The 17,701-nt window shown below is 71.4% G+C and carries 15 protein-coding genes and 1 riboswitch; of the genes, 3 read left to right on the forward strand and 12 right to left on the reverse strand.

Going from position 1 to position 17,701, the window contains the following annotated elements:
* The first annotated feature begins 133 nt into the window (after positions 1 to 133).
* Positions 134 to 634: an NUDIX domain-containing protein gene (locus tag ACZ303_RS07595; RefSeq protein WP_467336102.1), complete on the forward strand. Its 501-nt coding sequence runs from the start codon at positions 134 to 136 to the stop codon at positions 632 to 634.
* Complete coding sequence (gene hemC / locus ACZ303_RS07600; protein ID WP_467336104.1) at positions 631 to 1,596, forward strand: hydroxymethylbilane synthase; 966 nt, start codon at positions 631 to 633, stop codon at positions 1,594 to 1,596. The genes ACZ303_RS07595 and hemC overlap by 4 nt, the downstream gene beginning before the upstream one ends.
* 239 nt (positions 1,597 to 1,835) lie before the next feature.
* Here the strand turns inward: hemC and ACZ303_RS07605 are convergent, their stop codons facing one another.
* The 10 genes from ACZ303_RS07605 to ACZ303_RS07650 all read right to left on the reverse strand — a co-directional run bounded on the left by ACZ303_RS07605 (position 1,836) and on the right by ACZ303_RS07650 (position 11,305).
* Entirely contained in the window at positions 1,836 to 2,807 is a 972-nt protein-coding gene (locus ACZ303_RS07605) for a Ppx/GppA phosphatase family protein (protein ID WP_467336106.1), read from the reverse strand.
* The gene (locus ACZ303_RS07610) at positions 2,804 to 3,334 is read right to left on the reverse strand and encodes a DUF501 domain-containing protein (RefSeq protein WP_467336108.1); all 531 of its coding nucleotides are present in this window, start codon (positions 3,332 to 3,334) and stop codon (positions 2,804 to 2,806) included. Before ACZ303_RS07610 ends, ACZ303_RS07605 begins: the two co-directional genes overlap by 4 nt.
* A 48-nt stretch (positions 3,335 to 3,382) precedes the next feature.
* Entirely contained in the window at positions 3,383 to 3,847 is a 465-nt protein-coding gene (locus ACZ303_RS07615; RefSeq protein WP_467336110.1) for an FtsB family cell division protein, read from the reverse strand.
* 77 nt (positions 3,848 to 3,924) lie between these two features.
* Positions 3,925 to 5,205, reverse strand: coding sequence for a phosphopyruvate hydratase (gene eno, locus ACZ303_RS07620; protein WP_467336112.1), 1,281 nt, complete (start codon positions 5,203 to 5,205; stop codon positions 3,925 to 3,927).
* 286 nt (positions 5,206 to 5,491) lie between these two features.
* On the reverse strand, positions 5,492 to 6,229 hold the full coding sequence (locus ACZ303_RS07625; RefSeq protein ID WP_467336114.1) for a transglycosylase family protein: 738 nt from the start codon (positions 6,227 to 6,229) through the stop codon (positions 5,492 to 5,494).
* A 3-nt stretch (positions 6,230 to 6,232) separates the two neighbouring features.
* A riboswitch (cyclic di-AMP (ydaO/yuaA leader) is annotated at positions 6,233 to 6,415 on the reverse strand.
* A gap of 261 nt (positions 6,416 to 6,676) precedes the next feature.
* Entirely contained in the window at positions 6,677 to 7,678 is a 1,002-nt protein-coding gene (locus tag ACZ303_RS07630) for a transglycosylase family protein (RefSeq protein ID WP_467336115.1), read from the reverse strand.
* Between the two features lie 166 nt (positions 7,679 to 7,844).
* The gene (locus ACZ303_RS07635) at positions 7,845 to 9,098 is read right to left on the reverse strand and encodes a cytochrome P450 family protein (protein ID WP_467336117.1); all 1,254 of its coding nucleotides are present in this window, start codon (positions 9,096 to 9,098) and stop codon (positions 7,845 to 7,847) included.
* Positions 9,099 to 9,131: 33 nt separating this feature from the next.
* Complete coding sequence (locus tag ACZ303_RS07640; protein ID WP_467336119.1) at positions 9,132 to 9,581, reverse strand: DUF6479 family protein; 450 nt, start codon at positions 9,579 to 9,581, stop codon at positions 9,132 to 9,134.
* Positions 9,582 to 9,681: 100 nt separating this feature from the next.
* Positions 9,682 to 10,650 carry a nucleoside triphosphate pyrophosphohydrolase gene (locus ACZ303_RS07645; protein ID WP_467336120.1) on the reverse strand — a complete coding sequence of 323 codons (969 nt, stop codon included), beginning with the start codon at positions 10,648 to 10,650 and terminating at the stop codon, positions 9,682 to 9,684.
* 34 nt (positions 10,651 to 10,684) lie between these two features.
* The gene (locus ACZ303_RS07650; RefSeq protein ID WP_467336122.1) at positions 10,685 to 11,305 is read right to left on the reverse strand and encodes a SurA N-terminal domain-containing protein; all 621 of its coding nucleotides are present in this window, start codon (positions 11,303 to 11,305) and stop codon (positions 10,685 to 10,687) included.
* A 261-nt stretch (positions 11,306 to 11,566) separates the two neighbouring features.
* Between ACZ303_RS07650 and ACZ303_RS07655 the strand changes: the two genes are divergently transcribed.
* The gene (locus ACZ303_RS07655) at positions 11,567 to 13,033 is read left to right on the forward strand and encodes a DUF2079 domain-containing protein (RefSeq protein WP_467336124.1); all 1,467 of its coding nucleotides are present in this window, start codon (positions 11,567 to 11,569) and stop codon (positions 13,031 to 13,033) included.
* On the opposite strand, the gene ACZ303_RS07660 is transcribed toward ACZ303_RS07655, so the two are convergent.
* Positions 13,034 to 13,777, reverse strand: a complete 744-nt coding sequence (locus tag ACZ303_RS07660) for an HNH endonuclease family protein (protein WP_467336125.1) — start codon at positions 13,775 to 13,777, stop codon at positions 13,034 to 13,036.
* Between the two features lie 267 nt (positions 13,778 to 14,044).
* Positions 14,045 to 17,599, reverse strand: a complete 3,555-nt coding sequence (gene mfd, locus ACZ303_RS07665; RefSeq protein ID WP_467336127.1) for a transcription-repair coupling factor — start codon at positions 17,597 to 17,599, stop codon at positions 14,045 to 14,047.
* Positions 17,600 to 17,701: the final 102 nt, after the last annotated feature.

The raw sequence follows: 17,701 nt of genomic DNA on the forward strand, positions 1-17,701 counted from the left end.
CGACTCCCTGCATGCCCGCCGCGGTCCGCGCCCACTACGCGCCCGTCATGTGCAGCTGCGGGATCGCGCGCCACGCACGAGGGACGCGGTTCGTCCCTTCGACCACCCCGTGAATCCGAGAGGAAGGCGACCCATGTTGGTGAACCCGGCCGCCGAAGGTAGAAGCCGCGCTCCTGGCCACCCGATCACCGCTTCGGTGCTGTTCACGAACAGCCGAAGGCAGATCCTGATCGTGCGACCTACGAAGCAGGATGCACCGTGGCAGTTACCGGGCGGAATCGTTGAGCACGGGGAATCTCCGCTCGACGCCGCCCGCCGGGAGGTACGTGAAGAACTCGGCCTCAGCATCGACATGCGCCGCCGCGACCTCATCGCCGTCGAATGGCTAGCAGCCTCCAGCCACGAACGACGAGACCGCCTAGCGTTCGTCTTCGCCGGTCCCGAACTGGACTCCACCAAAGACGAAAGCATCACCTTGCAGCGCACCGAGCTCGCCGCGTGGCGATGGGAGCCGCCCGACAGCGCTCTGCGGCTCCTCCACCCACGGATCGCCCACCGCGTCGCGGGCCCGCTCCACAGCACCGACATGAAAACCACCTACCTCGAGACTCGACAGGCGGAAAAGACATCATGACGGACTTCCCCGAGCGCATCTTGCGTATCGGTACCCGAAGCTCACCCATGGCACTTGCCCAAACCGAACACGTATCGGCCTTACTGCGCGATCTCGTGCCCGACCTCCACATCGAGGTGAAAGCCACCACGACCGAGGCCGACCTGTGGCAAGGCGACCTCGCCCAGCTCGGCGGCAAGGGCCTCTTCGTCAAGGCCATCGATCAGCAGCTCCAGCGCGGCGAGATCGACATGGCCATCCACTGTCTCAAGGACGTGCCCGGCGACGTAGCGATGCCCGAGGGGCTGATCTTCGCCGCCATGCTCCCCCGAGCGGACGTTCGGGACGTCCTCTTGGCCCCGGAGGACTCGCCGGTGAAGTCGCTCGACGACCTCGACGCCGGCGCCACCGTGGCCACCACAGCCGTTCGCCGAAAAGCTCAGATCCTCGCGGTGCGCCCCGACCTCAACGTCGTCAGGGTCCGCGGCGCCGTCGGCACCCGGCTGGAGAAGCTGGACGGCAAAAAGGGGGACCTCAAGGCGGACGCGATGGTTCTCGCCCGTGCCGGCCTCGAGCGCCTCGACCTCGCCGACCGCATCCGGTACGAATTCCCCATTCACGAGATGCTGCCGGCCGTCGGCGCGGGCGTGCTGGCTCTGGAGTGCCGCCGCGACGACGGTCCCGTCGCCGGCCTGCTGGAGCGGCTGAACGATCCCAAGACGCAGACGGAAGCCACCGCCGAACGAGTGATGCTGCACGGCCTGCGTGGCCACTGCAACAGCCCCATCGCCGGGTACTGCGTCACCGAGCCCGACGGACAGCTCTCTCTCCGGGGCATGGTCTTCTCGCGGGACGGTTCGAAGTTCGTCCACGCCCACATCTGGGGCGAGCGAAGCAATGACCCTGGCGTCCTCGGCGCCCGTGTCTGCGCCGAGCTGCTGCGCCAGGGCGCCCGCGACATCATCGAGGGCATCCCCCACTGACGAAGGACCCGACACGATCCCCGCCCGCGCCCCTCCCCCGGGGCCGCGGGCGGGGCTCTTCTATGGCCACGGCGACATGAAGCGGGCCGGCCTGGGGGTGATCGCCCCGGGCCGGCCCGCTCTGCTGCTGTCCGAGCGCCCGCCTCAGCACACAAGAACGGGCCACCCGTGATCCTCATCACGGATGGCCCGTTCTCTTCTCAACGCCGTGCCGCCTCAGGTCGAGGCATCACCGCAGGTCAGCGGTCTGCCTTCTCGGCCCACACCGCTTCTGCTGTTTTGGCGGCAATGCCGTCCAGGATGTCGTGCTCGCTCACGACGACCTCCTCGGCCCCCGTCCGCTCCATCACGCACTGCAGGACGAGCGCCCCGGCGGCGATGACGTCGACCCGGCCCGGGTGCATCACGGGGATGGCCGCGCGCTGTTCGTGGGTCGAGGTCAGCAGCATCGCGGTGATCTCCCGGACGCGCTCCAGCGGGATGCGCGAGTGGTGGATCACCGACCAGTCGTACGCGTCGAGGCCCAGCGCGATCGCCGCGACCGTGGTGACCGAGCCGGCCAGGCCCACGAGCGTACGGGCCTCCGCCAGCGGAACTGTCTCCTCCGCCAGGTCCAGCGCCGCCTCGATATCGGCCCGTATCGCCGCGATCCGGTCGGGCGTCGGCGGGTCGACGACCTCGCCGTCCACGACGAGGTGACGCTCGGTCATCCGCACACAGCCCACGTCCACGCTGCGGGCGGCCCGCACATGGTCGTCGCCGACGACGAACTCCGTGGAGCCGCCGCCGATGTCCACGACCAGATACGGCTTGGCCAGGTCGTCACGGCCCGTCAGTTCCTTGGTGGCGCCGGTGAAGGAGAACTCCGCCTCCTGGTCACCGCTGATCACCTCGGGCTCCACGCCCAGGATCTCCACGACGCCGCGCACGAAGTCCGCGCGGTTCTCCGCGTCGCGGGACGCGGACGTCGCCACGAAGCGGGTGCGCTCGGCCTTCAGGTCGCGGATGACGTCCGCGTACTCCCGGCACGCGGCGAACGTGCGCTCCAGCGCCTCGTCCGCCAGCCGGCCGGTGCGGTCCACGCCCTGGCCCAGCCGGACGATCCGCATCCGCCGGTCGAGCTCGGTCAGCTCGCCGGTCGCCGGGTCCAGATCGGCGACCAGGAGCCGGATGGAGTTCGTACCGCAGTCGACCGCCGCGACACGCGTCACTTCTCGTCACCTCCGCAGGGGTTCACGCACGGGCCCTTCGCCCACCACTCGGGCAGCATCGCGATGGCCTCGTCGCCCAGCGGGTTGACGCCCGGGCCGGCGGCCAGCGAGTGACCGACCAGGACATGCAGGCACTTCACGCGGTCCGGCATGCCGCCGGCGCTCGGGAAGCCCTCCAGCACCTCGATGGCGTCACGGCGCGTGATGTAGTCCTCGTGCGCGGCGCGGTAGGCGGCGGCAAGCTCGGGGTCCGTCGCCAGCCGGGCGCTCATCTCCTTCATGACGCCGTCCGCCTCCAGCGTGCCGATCGCGGAGGCCGCGCGCGGGCAGGTGAGGTAGTACAGCGTCGGGAACGGCGTGCCGTCCTCCAGCCGCGGCTGGGTCTCGACGACGTCGGGGTTGCCGCAGGGGCAGCGGTGGGCGATGGCGCGCAGGCCGCGCGGCGGCCGGCCGAGCTGCTCCTTGAACGCCGCGATGTCCGCGTCGGTGGGCTCGGTGGGCTCGGTCTTCGGAGGAGGGGTGTCCATGTGCTCGCTCGTGCTCGGTCTTCTCGGAATCGGGGTTCGGTGGGCGGCTCAGGAGGCGTCCGCGGTGTCCACGCCGTCCCAGAGGTTGCTGTACCAGGGGCGGTCCGCGGTGCCCTGGTCCCTGGGCCGCTGGGCGGAGGCGCTGCCGTCGACCACGCTGTAGCCGGTCTCGCCCGGGCGTACGTAGTGCAGGTGCTCGCGCGCCTGTTGCTCGACGTACGCCGGGTCCTCCAGGCGCGCCTTGCGGTCCAGCAGCAGCTGGACCTCCTCGCGCGCCCGCTCGGTCTGGTGCCGTTGGTCGGCGATGTCCGAGCGCTGGGTGACCCACTGGCGCATGGGGTAGGCGAGCGCGACGACCAGCGAGCAGACGACGAGCGCGAGGAGGGCCGCGCGGCCGGTGAGCCGGGAGCGGCGGGGCGGCTTGGCGCGGTAGACCCGGGCCGTGGGGCCCTGGATGAGCGCCGAACCGAGCGCCTTGAGCCTGACAGCGGTGGAGAACCGGTCAGCCGCCACATCGCCTCCCCGTTACGAACGTACGTCCCCGGCCACGGTACGGGACCGTGGCCGGGGACGTAGTGAGGCTAAGCCCTTCAGCCCTTGAAGCGCGGGAAAGCGCTCCGGCCGGCGTACACCGCGGCGTCGTCGAGGATCTCCTCGATGCGCAGCAGCTGGTTGTACTTGGCGACGCGCTCGGAGCGGGCCGGGGCGCCGGTCTTGATCTGACCGCAGTTGGTGGCGACGGCCAGGTCGGCGATGGTGACGTCCTCGGTCTCGCCGGAGCGGTGGGACATCATGCACTTGAAGCCGTTGCGCTGGGCCAGCTCGACGGCGTCGAGGGTCTCGGTCAGCGAGCCGATCTGGTTGACCTTGACCAGCAGGGCGTTGGCGGCGCCCTCCTCGATGCCGCGGCCGAGGCGCTCGGGGTTGGTGACGAACAGGTCGTCACCGACGATCTGCACCTGGTCGCCGAGGCGGTCGGTGAGGGTCTTCCAGCCGTCCCAGTCGTCCTCGAACAGCGGGTCCTCGATGGAGACCAGCGGGTACGCGGCGACGAGCTCCGCGTAGTAGTCGGTCATCTCGGAGGCCGAGCGGGTCTTGCCCTCGAAGTTGTACGAGCCGTCCTTGTAGAACTCGGAGGCGGCGACGTCCAGCGCGAGCGCGATGTCCTGGCCGGGGGTGTAGCCGGCCTGCTTGATGGCCTCGAGGATGAGGTCGAGGGCCTCGCGGTTGGAGCCGAGGTTCGGGGCGAAGCCGCCCTCGTCGCCCAGGCCGGTGGAGAGGCCCTTGTCCTTCAGGACGGCCTTCAGCGTGTGGTAGACCTCGGCGCCCCAGCGCAGGGCCTCGGAGAAGGACTCCGCGCCGATCGGCGCGATCATGAACTCCTGGATGTCCACGTTGGAGTCGGCGTGCGACCCACCGTTGAGGATGTTCATCATCGGAACGGGCAGCAGGTGCGCGTTCGGGCCGCCCAGGTAGCGGAACAGCGGGAGGTCGCTGGCCTCGGACGCGGCGTGCGCGACGGCGAGGGAGACGCCGAGGATGGCGTTGGCGCCGAGCGAGCCCTTGTTGTCGGTGGCGTCCAGGTCGAACATGGCCTGGTCGATCAGGCGCTGCTCGGTGGCGTCGTAGCCGACGAGCTCCGGGCCGATCTGCTCGATGACGGCGAGGACGGCCTTCTCGACGCCCTTGCCGAGGTAACGGTTCTTGTCACCGTCACGGAGCTCGATGGCCTCGAAGGCACCGGTCGAGGCGCCGGACGGCACGGCGGCACGGCCCGTGGAGCCGTCGTCGAGGCCGACCTCGACCTCGACCGTGGGGTTGCCTCGCGAGTCGAGGATCTCGCGAGCTACGACGACGTCGATGGACGGCACGAGGGTCTCCTTCATGTGTGTCTGGAGTTCTGCACCCCGAGCCTAACGGGCCCCGGAGGGTCCCCCTGCCGTCGGATCGCCTTCTCGGGCCCGGAAAGCGGAAAGAACAACACAAACGCCGAGATCACGGGACGAATGGCCGGGGTGTTCGCCGAGCGGTGAACCGGAGCGGGAACCCTCGGGAAACGGCGGAGCCCCGCTCCGGCGCACGCCCGGGGGGCGCGTCGGAGCGGGGCGGTCCGCTGCGGGTGGAACGGGGGCGCGGCGCGGGGGCCGGCCCGCCGGGTCAGCCGAGGTGCAGCTGCTGGCCCGGGAAGATCAGGTCGGCGTTCTCGACGACGTCCTTGTTCAGGTCGTAGAGCTTCTCCCAGCCGCCCTTGACCTTCTTGGCCTCGGCGATCTTGCCGAGGGTGTCGCCTTCCTTGACCTGGTACTCGCCGTCGCCCTTCTTGAAGGACTTCGGGGCGGCGTGCTTCGGGGCGCTCTGCTTCGGAGCCGGGGCCTCGTCCTCTTCGACGGCCTGCGGCGCGGCGTGCTTGGGCGCGGCCTTCTTCGGCGGCGTCTGGCGCTCGCTGCGGTCGGCGTGCGACTTCGTGGAGGTGGTGGAGCGGTCGGCCTTGGCCGAACCGGAACCGGTGTCGACGTTCGCCTTCGCACCACCGGCGGCCAGACCGGTGCCGGGGGCGCAGCCCCAGGCACCCGGGCCCTGCATGGCGAGCAGCTTCTCGGCGACGGCGATCTGCTGGCTCTTGGAGGCCTGGTGCGGGTACGCGGCGTACTTGCCGCCACCCGCGGCGTCCCAGGAGCTCTTGGAGAACTGCAGGCCGCCGTAGTAGCCGTTACCGGTGTTGATGGACCAGTTGCTGGTCGACTCGCACTGGGCGACCTTGTCCCAGGTGTCGACGGAGGCGGCGTTCGCGGACGAGGCGATCATCAGCGGGGCCGCGACCGCGGCGCCGGTGACACCGGCGAGCGTGACGATGCGGACGGCCTTGGACGGACGACGGTGCTTGCCCTTGGACATGAGTCGTTTCCTCACCGACGCCTACGAGGTGAGCTGTCGGGTTCGGGCTAGTGAGTTCGCCCGGCCGGCTGTGCGAGCACATCCGGCTTCACCCCAAGCCGTTCCGGCCCCCGCCGGTCGCTGACCGACGGACCGTTCCGGCGCCTACCTTGGTTCCCCCGCTCCTGCCTACGGCGCTTAACGCGACGACTCCGCCGGCCGCCGGCAGGATTCGGCGTGGCGGCCGTGGTGCTCGCGGTGGCGAGCGGTCACGACGGTAAACACAGTCGGGCTGAGGGTTCAAACCCCTCTTTCCAGCCACAGTTGACCCAAGTTACCCCCGGAAACATGACATTTGCGCAGGTGGGAGCAGGTGGCTGAAGTTCGGGAGGATGCCCTTCCGTCAAAAGGCAGGGAGACCCATGTCTCACTTTCGACTGGAACGGACATTCCCCCCGAACTATCGCACTATTTACCTATCTCAAGGCGCTGACCAGGAAGGATCAGATCCGGATCGGATCCGACCACCTTCTCGTTGCCCTCGTACAGCGAATGCCAACCACCCTTGACGGAGTGCTCCTCGGCGATGGCTGACAAGTTGTCACCCGGACGCACGGTGTAGTCGCCGGCCTTCGGCTGCTCCGTACGGGCGTCGCCGCGGGACGGGCGCCCGTCGTCCGAACGCGGCGGTTCCGCGCGGTGCTTGCCCGTGCCGTCCGAGCCGTCCGCATCGTCCGAGCCGTCCATGGCGGAGCTGCCAGGGAGGTGCGAGGGGGGCGGAAGGGGCAGCGGGGGCATGCTCGACGGGGAGTTGGAGGGCGACGGCGTGGACGAGTCGCCGGGAGCCGGGATTTCGGTGGGGTCGTTCGTGGGATCACCCGTGGGGTCGCCCGTGGGCGTGGCGCCGGGGTCCTTGCGGTGCTTGCCGCCCTCCGGCTGACCGCTCGTCGGGGCGGAGGGCTCGGGCTTCGGCGAGGTGGGCGCGGAGGGGGTGTGCTCCGGCGTGCGCGAGGCGGGCGCCTCCTTGGCCGGCGCCTCCTTCGTGGGCTCGTCCTTCGCCGGCTCGTCCTTCGCGGGCTCCTCGGCCGGCTCCTCCGCGGGCTCCGGGGACTTCGCGCTTCCGGGGTTGACCTCGGGGGCCTTGCTGTCCTTGGCCAGGCCGGCCGACGTACCGCAGTTCTGCCAGGTATCCGCGCCGCCGCTCTGGAGGATCTTCTCCGAGACGGCGATCTGCTGCGAGCGGCTCGCCAGGTCGGGGCGCGGGGCGTACACCCGGCCGCCGTACTGCTCCCACAGCTCCTGCGTGAGCTGGAGTCCGCCGTACGAGCCGTTGCCCGCGTTGGCGCTCCACATCCCACCGCTCTCGCACTGGGCGACGCGGTCCCACGTCGGGGCGTCGGCCGCGTTCGCACCGGTGGCCGCGAGCAGCGGCATGGCGAGCGCGGAGCCCGTCACGCCGGCCGCGACCACGATGGCGGGTACCTGGCGGGGTCTGCGATGTCGACCGTTCCCGGAGCGCATGCGATGGCCTCTCGTGTGGCTGGGCGGATGTGGTCGTCGAACATAGCGACGGGCCCCGTGAGTCACAAGCAGATGTAGCGCAGGTCACGTGCAGGTCACGTGATATGAGGCGGGGTCATCTGGTAGGTACATCGAACTCGACGGGCAGCGTGCGCAGTCCACGCATGATGAGCCCGCCGCGCCAGCGCAGGTCGTCCGGATCGGCCGCCAGACGCAGGTCGGGAAGGCGGCGCAGCAGGGTCGCGAGGGCGGCCTGGCCCTCCAGCCGGGCGAGCGGGGCGCCCAGGCAGTAGTGGATGCCGTGCCCGTAGCCGAGGTGCTGGTTGTCGCGGCGGGCGAGGTCCAGGGTGTCGGGCTCGGCGAACCGCTCCGGGTCGCGGTCGGCGGCGGCCAGGACGACGAGGACGGGGTCGCCCTCGGTGATGCGCCGCCCGCCGATCGTCAGGTCCTGGGTGGCGAACCGCCAGGTGGCGAGCTCCACCGGTCCGTCGTAGCGCAGCAGCTCCTCGACGCCGGTCGCCAGCAGGCTCTCGTCGCCTTCCGCGAGGGCGCGTTGGAGGCGCTCGCGCTGCTCCGGGTGGCGCAGCAGCGCGTAGGTTCCGTTACCGATCAGGTTCACAGTTGTTTCGAAACCGGCGAAGAGGAGGATGAAGGCCATGGCCGCGGCCTCGTTCTCGGTGAGGTGCTCGCCGTGGTCACTCGCCCGGATCAGTCCGGAGATGAGGTCTTCGCCGGGGTTCTCCCGCTTGCGGTGGATGAGTTCCGCGAGATAGGTCCGCATCTTCTTCACCGCGCGGGCGACGCCGCCGCGCGGCCCGCCGCCGTGGCGGATCATCATGCCCGCCCAGTCCCGGAAGTCGTCCTGGTCCTCGCGCGGGACGCCGAGCAGGTCGCAGATGGCGTAGATGGGGAGCGGGAAGGCGAACTCGTGGATGAGGTCGGCCTCCCCTCTGTCCACGAACGCGTCGATGAGCTGATCCGTCAGCTCCTGCACGCGCGGGGCGAACTCGGCGACCCGGCGCGGGGTGAACGCCTTGGAGACCAGCCGGCGCAGCCGGGTGTGGTCCGGCGGGTCGATGTTGAGCAGGTGCGTCATCAAATTGGCGCTGCGCTCGCCGGGGATGCCGACCTTGCCCTTGCCGTGGGCGGACTCGGAGTGGTGCACGGGGTTCTTCGAGAGCCGCTGGTCGGCGAGGGCCTGGCGGGCGTCGGCGTAGCGGGTCACGAGCCAGGCCTCGACGCCGCTGGGCAGGGCGGTGCGGTGCACGGGGGCGTGCTCGCGCAGCCAGGCGTACGCCGGGTAGGGGTCGGCGGCGAATTCCCAGGTGAACAGGGGCGGGGCGGGGGGCGTGGCGTTCTTGTCGGGCACGCCCCGACGCTACTAGGGGTGTCCGGGCGCGGCTCAGTGGCCGCCGGGCCCACGGCTGCCGCCGCTGCCGAAGCTGCCGCTGCTGCCCGGGTTCCACTTCTTGCGCTCCTCGGAGGGCTCCTCCGGGTGGCTGCCGGGGTTGCGCACCTCGTGCGGCAGGACGCGCTCGCCGTCCGCCTCGGGGTGCAGCTCGTCCGACTCGTGGTGCTGGGTCACATAGCCGACCGTGCCGTCCTCGTCGTTGTGGCCGGGCCCGTGGTCGGGCGACTCCGGGCCGGTCTCGTGTTCCTCCCGGGTCTGCCAGGAGCCCATGCGCCGCTGCGGCTGGCTGGGGGGCGGCGGTTCCTGCTCCCGCTTCCGCAGGCCCTTGGCGACGGCGGCGATCAGCAGGGCGACGACGAAGAGGCCGACGATGAAGGGGGCGATGCCGCCCAGCCAGTGCGGGGCGGCGATCTCTGTGTGGTCGATGTTGTCGATGCGCATGCGTCTCGGGTACCCGGAGGTCGCCCGGACAAGTCGGCACCTAGGCCGAACGGGTGCCCGAAGAGTCGCCGCCCTCCGTCGGTGGCCCCTCGGCGGGCCGTCAGGCCCCGGCCCTGTCCTCCGCCGCGCGGATCGCGTCGCGGAAGGTGCGGGCCGCGGCCCGCAGGGCGGTCTCCGGGTCGACGCCCTCCGCCTCGGCCCGTACCGCCAGCGCCAGCAGTTCGTAGCCGACGCCGTCCCCGGACGGGAGGGTGACGTCGATGCCCTCCGAACGGACCCGGGAGGCCAGCTTCGCGGCGAGGGCCAGGGCCGGCTGACCCAGCGGTACGCCCTCGGTGACCGACGCGCGGCCCTTCTCGGCCGCCTTCGTCCGCATCCAGTGCGCCCTGACGTCCTCGGGCGTCTCGGCGGACTCCTCGCCGAAGACGTGCGGGTGGCGGTGGACGAGCTTGTCGACGATCACGGCCGCCACGTCGTCGACGGAGAACGGTTCGTCCGCGTCGTCCTGTGCGATCCGGGCGTGGAAGACGACCTGGAGCAGCACGTCGCCGAGCTCCTCGCGCAGCGCTTCCCGGTCACCGGTCTCGATGGCCTCCAGGAGCTCGTACATCTCCTCCAGCGCGTACTTCGCCAGGTCCTCGTGGGTGCGGACCCCGCTCCACGGGCAGGCCGCCCGGATCCGGTCCATCACCTGGACCAGGTCCAGGAGCCGGGCACCGGGCAGGTCGTACGAACCGGGGAGCAGCTCCAGGGCCGGCATCGACTCGCGGCCGGAGCCGGCCAGGCGGGCCAGGCCGTCGGTGAGCGCCGGCTCGCCGTCGGCGGCGGCCAGCACCACGGCGCCGCGCCCTGCGAGGCAGTAGTCGACGAGCTCGCGGGCGGTGGCCGAGCCGTGCTCGACCTCGATCCCCGCCTCCCGCAGATAGGGCAGCTGCGGGTGGGCGGGGTCGGCGCACAGCACCCGGTCGGCGGCGCGGAGCGCCTGCCAGGCCGGCCAGGACAGCAGCCCGGGGGCGACCCGGTGGCTGGTGGTGAGCAGGACGATGCGGCCAGGTGCGGAGTCGTTCACGCTGCCGAGCCTAGGCGACGGCGGGCACGGCGGCTCAGGCCGGGCGCTCCCCCAGGGGCGGGGTGGCGGCGCGCAGCCACGGCTCGCGCGCGGGCTGGGTCGTACCGCGCCTGGCGTCCCAGGTGCCGTAGCGGGGATTGACGTCGACGCGCAGGGAGTCGGACGTCCGCATCAGCAGCTGGTTGGTGCGCTCGGCGCCGAACTTGGCGTCGAGCTTCGTGCGGACCAGCTCCATGGCCAGGGCCTGGTCGATCTGGTCGGGCGCGATGCCGAGCGCGAGGAACCGGGCGTGCACCGCCTCCGCGCCGCCGTTGGCCCGCTCGACCTGCGTGCGCTGCTCCTGGAGCTCGCGACGGCCCGCCTCGACGCCGTTGTCCTTGCCGGCCTTCTCCACGATCCGGTACTGGATGAGGCGTACGAGCGTGTCCTGGCCGAGCCGGGCGCTGTTCGCCGTCAGCTGCTGGCTCTGCGGCGAGGACCGCTGCGCCTCACGCACGTCCGCCACCTGGCGCTGGAGCTCGGAGACGGTGATCCGGTCGTCGCCCACGACGGCCGCGGCCCCCGGGTGCGCGGTCGAGCCGCAGGCGGTGAGGGCGGGCGTCGCGGCGAGCAGCGCGACGGCGGAGACGGCGAGCGCGGTCCTTCGGCGGATCATGAAGCCTCCCGGCAAAGATCGTGCGACGGTTCCTCGATGTTAGGGAGTCGGTGTGATCCGGACCACCGATTCGACCAACGATTCGCGGTTCGTGGGGATGCGCGGACCGGAAGAAGACGGGATGAACGGGGGCTGAACCAGACCCGGGGGTGGCCCGTCTCATGAAGGGGGACCGGACGGGCGCGGGCTCCGCGTATCTTTTCCGACAGTTCTTTTTCACCCCCGCTCCATCCCCGCGGACTCACAGAAACGGACTCCCCCATGGACTCGGCCGCAGCCGCCACCGTGCCGGCGACGGGCCGGCGAGCGGCCGCGGCGGCGGACGGCAGCCGGTCGCGCGCCGCCGCGCTGCGCTCGCCGCGGCTCGATCCGTACTGGGTGTCCGCCGTCCTCTTCGTCCTCTTCACCGCGGTGTCGGTGTGCCGGCACCGCCGGATGCTGACGATGTCCTGGGACCTGGGCATCTTCGAGCAGGCCATACGCGGCTACGCCCACTTCCAGGCCCCGATAGCCGACCTGAAGGGGCCGGGGACCAACGTCCTGGGCGACCACTTCAGCCCGGTCACCGCGCTCCTCTCACCCCTCTACCGGCTGTTCCCCTCCCCGGTCACCCTGCTCGTCGCGCAGGCCGCGCTCTTCGCGCTGTCCGCCCTGCCCGTCACACGGCTCGCCGCCGGGCTGCTCGGACGCAAGCGCGGACTGGCGATCGGCATCGCGTACGGGCTCTCGTGGGGGGTGCAGCGCGCCGTCGACTTCGACTTCCACGAGATCGCCTTCGCGATGCCGCTGCTGGCCTTCTCCCTGGAAGCGGTGGTGCGCGGCCGCTGGCGGGCGGCGATGTGGTGGGCGCTGCCGCTCGTCCTCGTCAAGGAGGACCTCGGGGTCACGGTGGCCGCCGTCGGCGCGGTCGTCCTGATCAGGCTGCGCGGCACCCGCGGGGAGCCGCGCGCGGCCGCGCTCGCCATCGGCCTCGTCTCCTTCGGGCTCGCCGCCACCGCCCTCGCGCTCGGCGTGGTCATCCCCGGCTTCAACACCGGCGGCGCCTACGACTACTGGAACAAGATCGGCGGGGGTGGCGGCCCCGCCCCGGTCATACCCGTCGACACCGCCGTCCGCACCCTGCTGTGGGTGCTGCTGCCCACCACCGGCCTCCTCGCGCTGCGCTCCCCGCTGCTGCTCGTCGCGCTGCCCACCCTGGGCTGGCGGTTCGTCTCCCACGACGACCACTACTGGGGCACCGACTGGCACTACAGCGCGGTGCTGATGCCCATCGTCTTCATCGCCCTGACCGACGCGCTCGACGGCGCCCGGCGAAGCCGCCGCCCCTGGCTGACCTCCTACGCGCACCACCTGCCCGGCGCCGTCCTGGCCGCGGCCCTCGCGCTGACGGCATCCCTGCCGCTCTACGGGCTGACCGAGCCCGCCACCTACCGCGTCGACGAGGGCGTCCGCGCCGCCGAGCGGCTCCTGGCGCGCATCCCCGACGGTGCCACCGTCGAATCCGACATCGGCCCGATAAGCCGGCTCGCCGGCCGCTGCCGGGTGCTGTGGATCGGTGACAGCCGTGGCATCGTCCCCGATTACGTAGCCCAGCACGGCACCGACGGCAGGACCGCGCGGGATCTGATCGACGACGCGCAGAAGATGCACCCCGGCAGCCGGTACGCCTTCGTGGGCGCCGAGGGCGGCTACACGGTGCTGAAGCGGGTCACGGGGCCGTACGGCTAGTCACTTCGCCGTGAAGCGGGGCGGCGCCTCGGTGGGGTTGCCGCCGGAGGGCAGCTTGTGGGTGGGGCAGGTGGTGAGGACCTTCACCATCGCGTCCTTCTCCGCGTCGGTCACCCACAGGCCGTACTTCTTCTTCACCGCGACCTGCTGGGAGATGTAGTCGCAGCGGTACGCCTTGTTGTCCGGCAGCCAGGACGCCGCGTCGCCGTCGCCCTTGCTGCGGTTGGCGGAGGCGTCGGCCGCTATGAGGTTGAGGGGGTCGTTGGCGAGCGCGACGCGCTTCGCGCCGGGCCACCGGGCCGCGCCCTTCTGCCAGGCGTCGGACAGCGCGACCACATGATCGATGTCGATCCTGCTGCTGCCGCGCTCGAACTTCACCGACTTGCCGGTGTACGGGTCCTTGGCGAGCGTGCCGGAGGTGACCTGGCAGCGGCCGTCGCCGAACGTCACCCCGGTCAGATCGCGTTTGAGTATGTCGTCGCGGGTGCCGCAGCGGTTCCCGTCGGTGTCGGCCCACGCCTGACCGAACTTGCTCCGGGTGTAACCGTCCTTGGACGCGCTCTTCTTGACGTCCAGCGCGGAGACGGCCTTCAGGGCGCTGCCGTCGCCTCCCTTGGAGCTGCCCCCTTTCTTTCCCCCGCCGTCGGAGGAGCAGCCGGCGACGGCGAGCAGCGCCGCACAGGCGAGGGCGGCGGCGGGGCGGGCCTTGTGAAGGGATGTCAGGGGCAGCGTGAAGCGTGGCAAGGGAGGTGTCCCGTCTGTGGAGCGGCGGCGTGGGCCGGGCGCTTGGACCGCCCCCACCCGAACGACCCGATCGTAGGAAACGTGTCCCGGCCATGACGTCGACAAACGGCGCGAAAGGCGCACACCCGCTCACATCGCTGACGCCCGCGGCGGTGCGCCCCCTGCCCGGGAACACACCCGCCCGCGGGCGCCGGAAAGCCGCCCCCGCCGCGTACGACAGCGCGTATGACCTTTACGCACAACCGCCGCGTACGAGCCCTACGAGCCCTACGAGCCCAGGATCGTCGTCAGGAACTCGCCCGTCCACGCCAGCAGTTCCCGCCCGACCAGCGGCTTGCCGCCGATCTGACGGGTCGCCGGGCGCGGCACCAGGATCTGCTTGGTGGCCGGCTTCATCACCGTGCGCGGATACAGCCGCTTCAGCCGCAGCTCCTGCGACTCCCGCAGCTCCACCGGGCCGAAGCGCACGTTCGAGCCCTGCAAGGTGATGTCCGCGACGCCGCACGCGCGGGCCAGCATCCGCAGCCCCGCGACCAGCAGCAGATTCTCCACCGGCTCCGGCAGCTTGCCGTAACGGTCGGTGAGCTCCTCCCGGACCGCCCGGATGTCCTCCTCGGTCCCGGCGGAGGCGATGGCGCGGTAGGCCTGGAGGCGCAGCCGCTCACCCGGCGCGTAGTCGTGCGGCACATGGGCGTCGACCGGCAGCTCGATCTTGACCTCCAGCGGGGCCTCCTCCTCCACGCCGCCCTCCAGAGAGGCGCGGTAGTCCGCGACCGCCTCCCCGACCATGCGGATATAGAGGTCGAAGCCCACGCCCGCGATGTGCCCGGACTGCTCGCCGCCGAGCAGATTGCCGGCGCCGCGGATCTCCAGGTCCTTCATCGCCACGTACATGCCCGCGCCCATCTCCGTGTGCTGGGCGATGGTGGCCAGGCGCTCGTGGGCGGTCTCGGTGAGCGGCTTCTCCGGCGGGTAGAGGAAGTAGGCGTATCCGCGCTCGCGGCTGCGGCCCACCCGGCCGCGCAACTGGTGCAGCTGCGACAACCCGAAGTTGTCGCCGCGCTCGACGATCAGGGTGTTGGCGTTGGAGATGTCGATGCCCGACTCGACGATCGTCGTGGAGACCAGGACGTCGAACTTCTTCTCCCAGAAGTCGACGACGACCTTCTCCAGCGCGCTCTCCCCCATCTGGCCGTGCGCCGTCGCGATGCGCGCCTCGGGCACGATCTCCCGCAGCTTGGCGGCCGCCCGGTCGATGGACTCGACGCGGTTGTGGATGTAGAAGACCTGGCCCTCGCGGAGCAGCTCACGCCGGATGGCGGCGCCGATCTGCTTCTGGTCGTACGGGCCGACGAAGGTCAGCACCGGGTGGCGCTCCTCCGGCGGGGTGGTGATCGTCGACATCTCGCGGATGCCGGTCACCGCCATTTCGAGCGTACGGGGAATGGGCGTGGCGGACATCGTCAGGACGTCGACGTTGGCGCGCAGCTTCTTCAGCTGCTCCTTGTGCTCGACACCGAAGCGCTGCTCCTCGTCGACGATGACCAGGCCCAGGTCCTTGAACTTGGTCTCGGAGGAGAACAGGCGGTGGGTGCCGATGACGATGTCGACCGAGCCCTCGCGCAACCCCTCCAGGACCGCCTTCGCCTCGGAGTCGGTCTGGAACCGCGACAGGGCCTTCACCACGACGGGGAACTGCGAATAGCGCTCGGAGAACGTGCCGAAGTGCTGCTGCACCAGCAGGGTGGTGGGGACGAGGACGGCGACCTGCTTGCCGTCCTGCACGGCCTTGAAGGCGGCCCGGACCGCGATCTCGGTCTTGCCGTAACCGACGTCGCCGCAGACGAGGCGGTCCATGGGGACGGACTTCTCCATGTCCTCCTTGACCTCGGCGATGGTGGTGAGCTGGTCGGGCGTCTCCGCGTACGGGAAGGCGTCCTCCAGCTCCCGCTGCCAGGGGGTGTCCGGGGCGAAGGTGTGGCCGGGGGCCGCCATCCGCGCGGAGTAGAGCTTGATCAGGTCGGCGGCGATCTCCTTGACGGCCTTCTTGGCGCGCGCCTTGGTCTTGGTCCAGTCCGCGCCGCCGAGGCGGTGCAGGGTGGGCGCCTCGCCGCCGACGTACTTGGTGACCTGCTCCAGCTGGTCGGTGGGGATGTAGAGGCGGTCGCCGGGCTGGCCGCGCTTGGCGGGCGCGTACTCCACGAGGAGGTACTCGCGGGTGGCGCCCTGGACGGTGCGCTGCACCATCTCGACGTACCGGCCGACGCCGTGCTGTTCGTGGACGATGTAGTCGCCGGCCTGGAGGGTCAGCGGGTCGATGGTCTTGCGGCGGCGGACCGGCATCCGGCCCAGGTCCTTGCTGGCGGACTTCTGCCCCGACAGGTCGGTCTCGGTCAGGACCGCGATCTTCAGGGCCGGGTCGACGAAGCCGTTGTCGAGGCTGGCGCACGTGACGTGGACGACGGACGGGGACAGCGCCGGCAGGTCCGCGTCGAGGCGGGCGGCGATGCCCTCGCCGCCGAGGACCTCGACCGTACGGGCGGCGGGGCCGTGGCCCTCGGTGATGAAGACGGTGCGCCACCCGTCGGCCAGCCAGCCCTTGGTGTCGGCCAGGGCGCGGGCGGTGTCGCCGCGGTAGGTCTCGGGGGCGTGCATGCCGAGCTTGAGGGTGTCGCCGCCACCCGCCGCGTCAGCGGCATGGGTCAGCGTCTCGTCCGCGGCGAAGGGACTGACCGACCACCACATCATGCCCAGCTCGCGGGCGTGGTCGCGGACGTCGGCGATGCCCCACAGGGAGGCGGCGTCCACGTCGATGGGGGCCTCGCCGCCGCCGGCGGTGGCCGCCCAGGACGCCTGGAGGAACTCCTGGCTCGTGGCCACGAGATCGGCGGCCCGGGTCCGGACCCGCTCGGGGTCGCAGACGACGGCCATGCTGCCGGCCGGCAGGACGTCGAGCAGCAGCTCCATGTCGTCCACCAGGACGGGGGCGAGGGACTCCATGCCCTCCACCGCGATGCCCTCGGCGATCCTGCCGAGCAGCTCGCCCAGCTCCGGGTGGGCCTCCGCCAGGGCGGCGGCCCGCTCCCGGACGGAGTCGGTCAGCAGCAGCTCACGGCAGGGCGGCGCCCACAGGCCGTGCTCGGCGGCCTCCAGCGACCGCTGGTCGGCGACCTTGAAGTAACGGATCTCCTCGACGTCGTCGCCCCAGAACTCGACCCGGAGCGGGTGCTCCTCGGTGGGCGGGAAGACGTCCAGGATGCCGCCGCGGACGGCGAACTCGCCGCGCTTCTCGACCAGTTCGACCCGGGCGTACGCGGCGGCGGCCAGCGCTTCGGTGACCTCGCCGAGGTCGGCGCTCTGCCCGGTGCGCAGGGAGACGGGCTCCAGGTCGCCGAGGCCCTTGACCTGCGGCTGGAGCACGGAGCGCACGGGCGCGACGACGACGCTGACGGGGCCGGCGGCCGGGTCGTCCTCGCGCGGGTGCGCGAGGCGGCGCAGCACGGCGAGCCGGCGGCCGACGGTGTCGGAGCGCGGGGAGAGCCGCTCGTGCGGCAGCGTCTCCCAGGAGGGGTAGTCCACCACGCCGTCCGGCGGCAACAGCGAGCGCAGCGCCGCCGCCAGGTCCTCGGCCTCCCGGCCGGTGGCGGTGACGGCGAGCACGGGCCGCTTCGCCCCACGGGCGAGCGCGGCGATGGCGAAGGGACGCGCGGCGGGCGGGCCGACCAGATCGACGTGCGGCCGCTTGCCGTCGGCCGCGGCCTTCACCGCTTCGGCGAGCGCCGGATCATTGACGACGGCGTCGAGCAGACCGTGCAGGCTCATGAAGGGTTTCCGTCCCGGTGGGGCGAGGGGTGGACAACGCGAACGACCCGACGCGTGCGATACGGGTCGGGGTCACCCCAGCGTACGACGGGGCGCCGACGG

Source organism: Streptomyces sp. NPDC023527, from assembly GCF_055560115.1.

Excerpts from the sequence above, each read along its gene's own strand:
- ACZ303_RS07650 (WP_467336122.1), bottom strand. The coding sequence starts at position 11,305 with ATGATCCGCCGAAGGACCGCGCTCGCCGTCTCCGCCGTCGCGCTGCTC.
- hemC (WP_467336104.1), top strand. The coding sequence starts at position 631 with ATGACGGACTTCCCCGAGCGCATCTTGCGTATCGGTACCCGAAGCTCA.
- ACZ303_RS07640 (WP_467336119.1), bottom strand. The coding sequence starts at position 9,581 with ATGCGCATCGACAACATCGACCACACAGAGATCGCCGCCCCGCACTGG.
- ACZ303_RS07625 (WP_467336114.1), bottom strand. The coding sequence starts at position 6,229 with ATGTCCAAGGGCAAGCACCGTCGTCCGTCCAAGGCCGTCCGCATCGTC.
- ACZ303_RS07655 (WP_467336124.1), top strand. The coding sequence starts at position 11,567 with ATGGACTCGGCCGCAGCCGCCACCGTGCCGGCGACGGGCCGGCGAGCG.
- ACZ303_RS07595 (WP_467336102.1), top strand. The coding sequence starts at position 134 with ATGTTGGTGAACCCGGCCGCCGAAGGTAGAAGCCGCGCTCCTGGCCAC.
- mfd (WP_467336127.1), bottom strand. The coding sequence starts at position 17,599 with ATGAGCCTGCACGGTCTGCTCGACGCCGTCGTCAATGATCCGGCGCTC.
- ACZ303_RS07610 (WP_467336108.1), bottom strand. The coding sequence starts at position 3,334 with ATGGACACCCCTCCTCCGAAGACCGAGCCCACCGAGCCCACCGACGCG.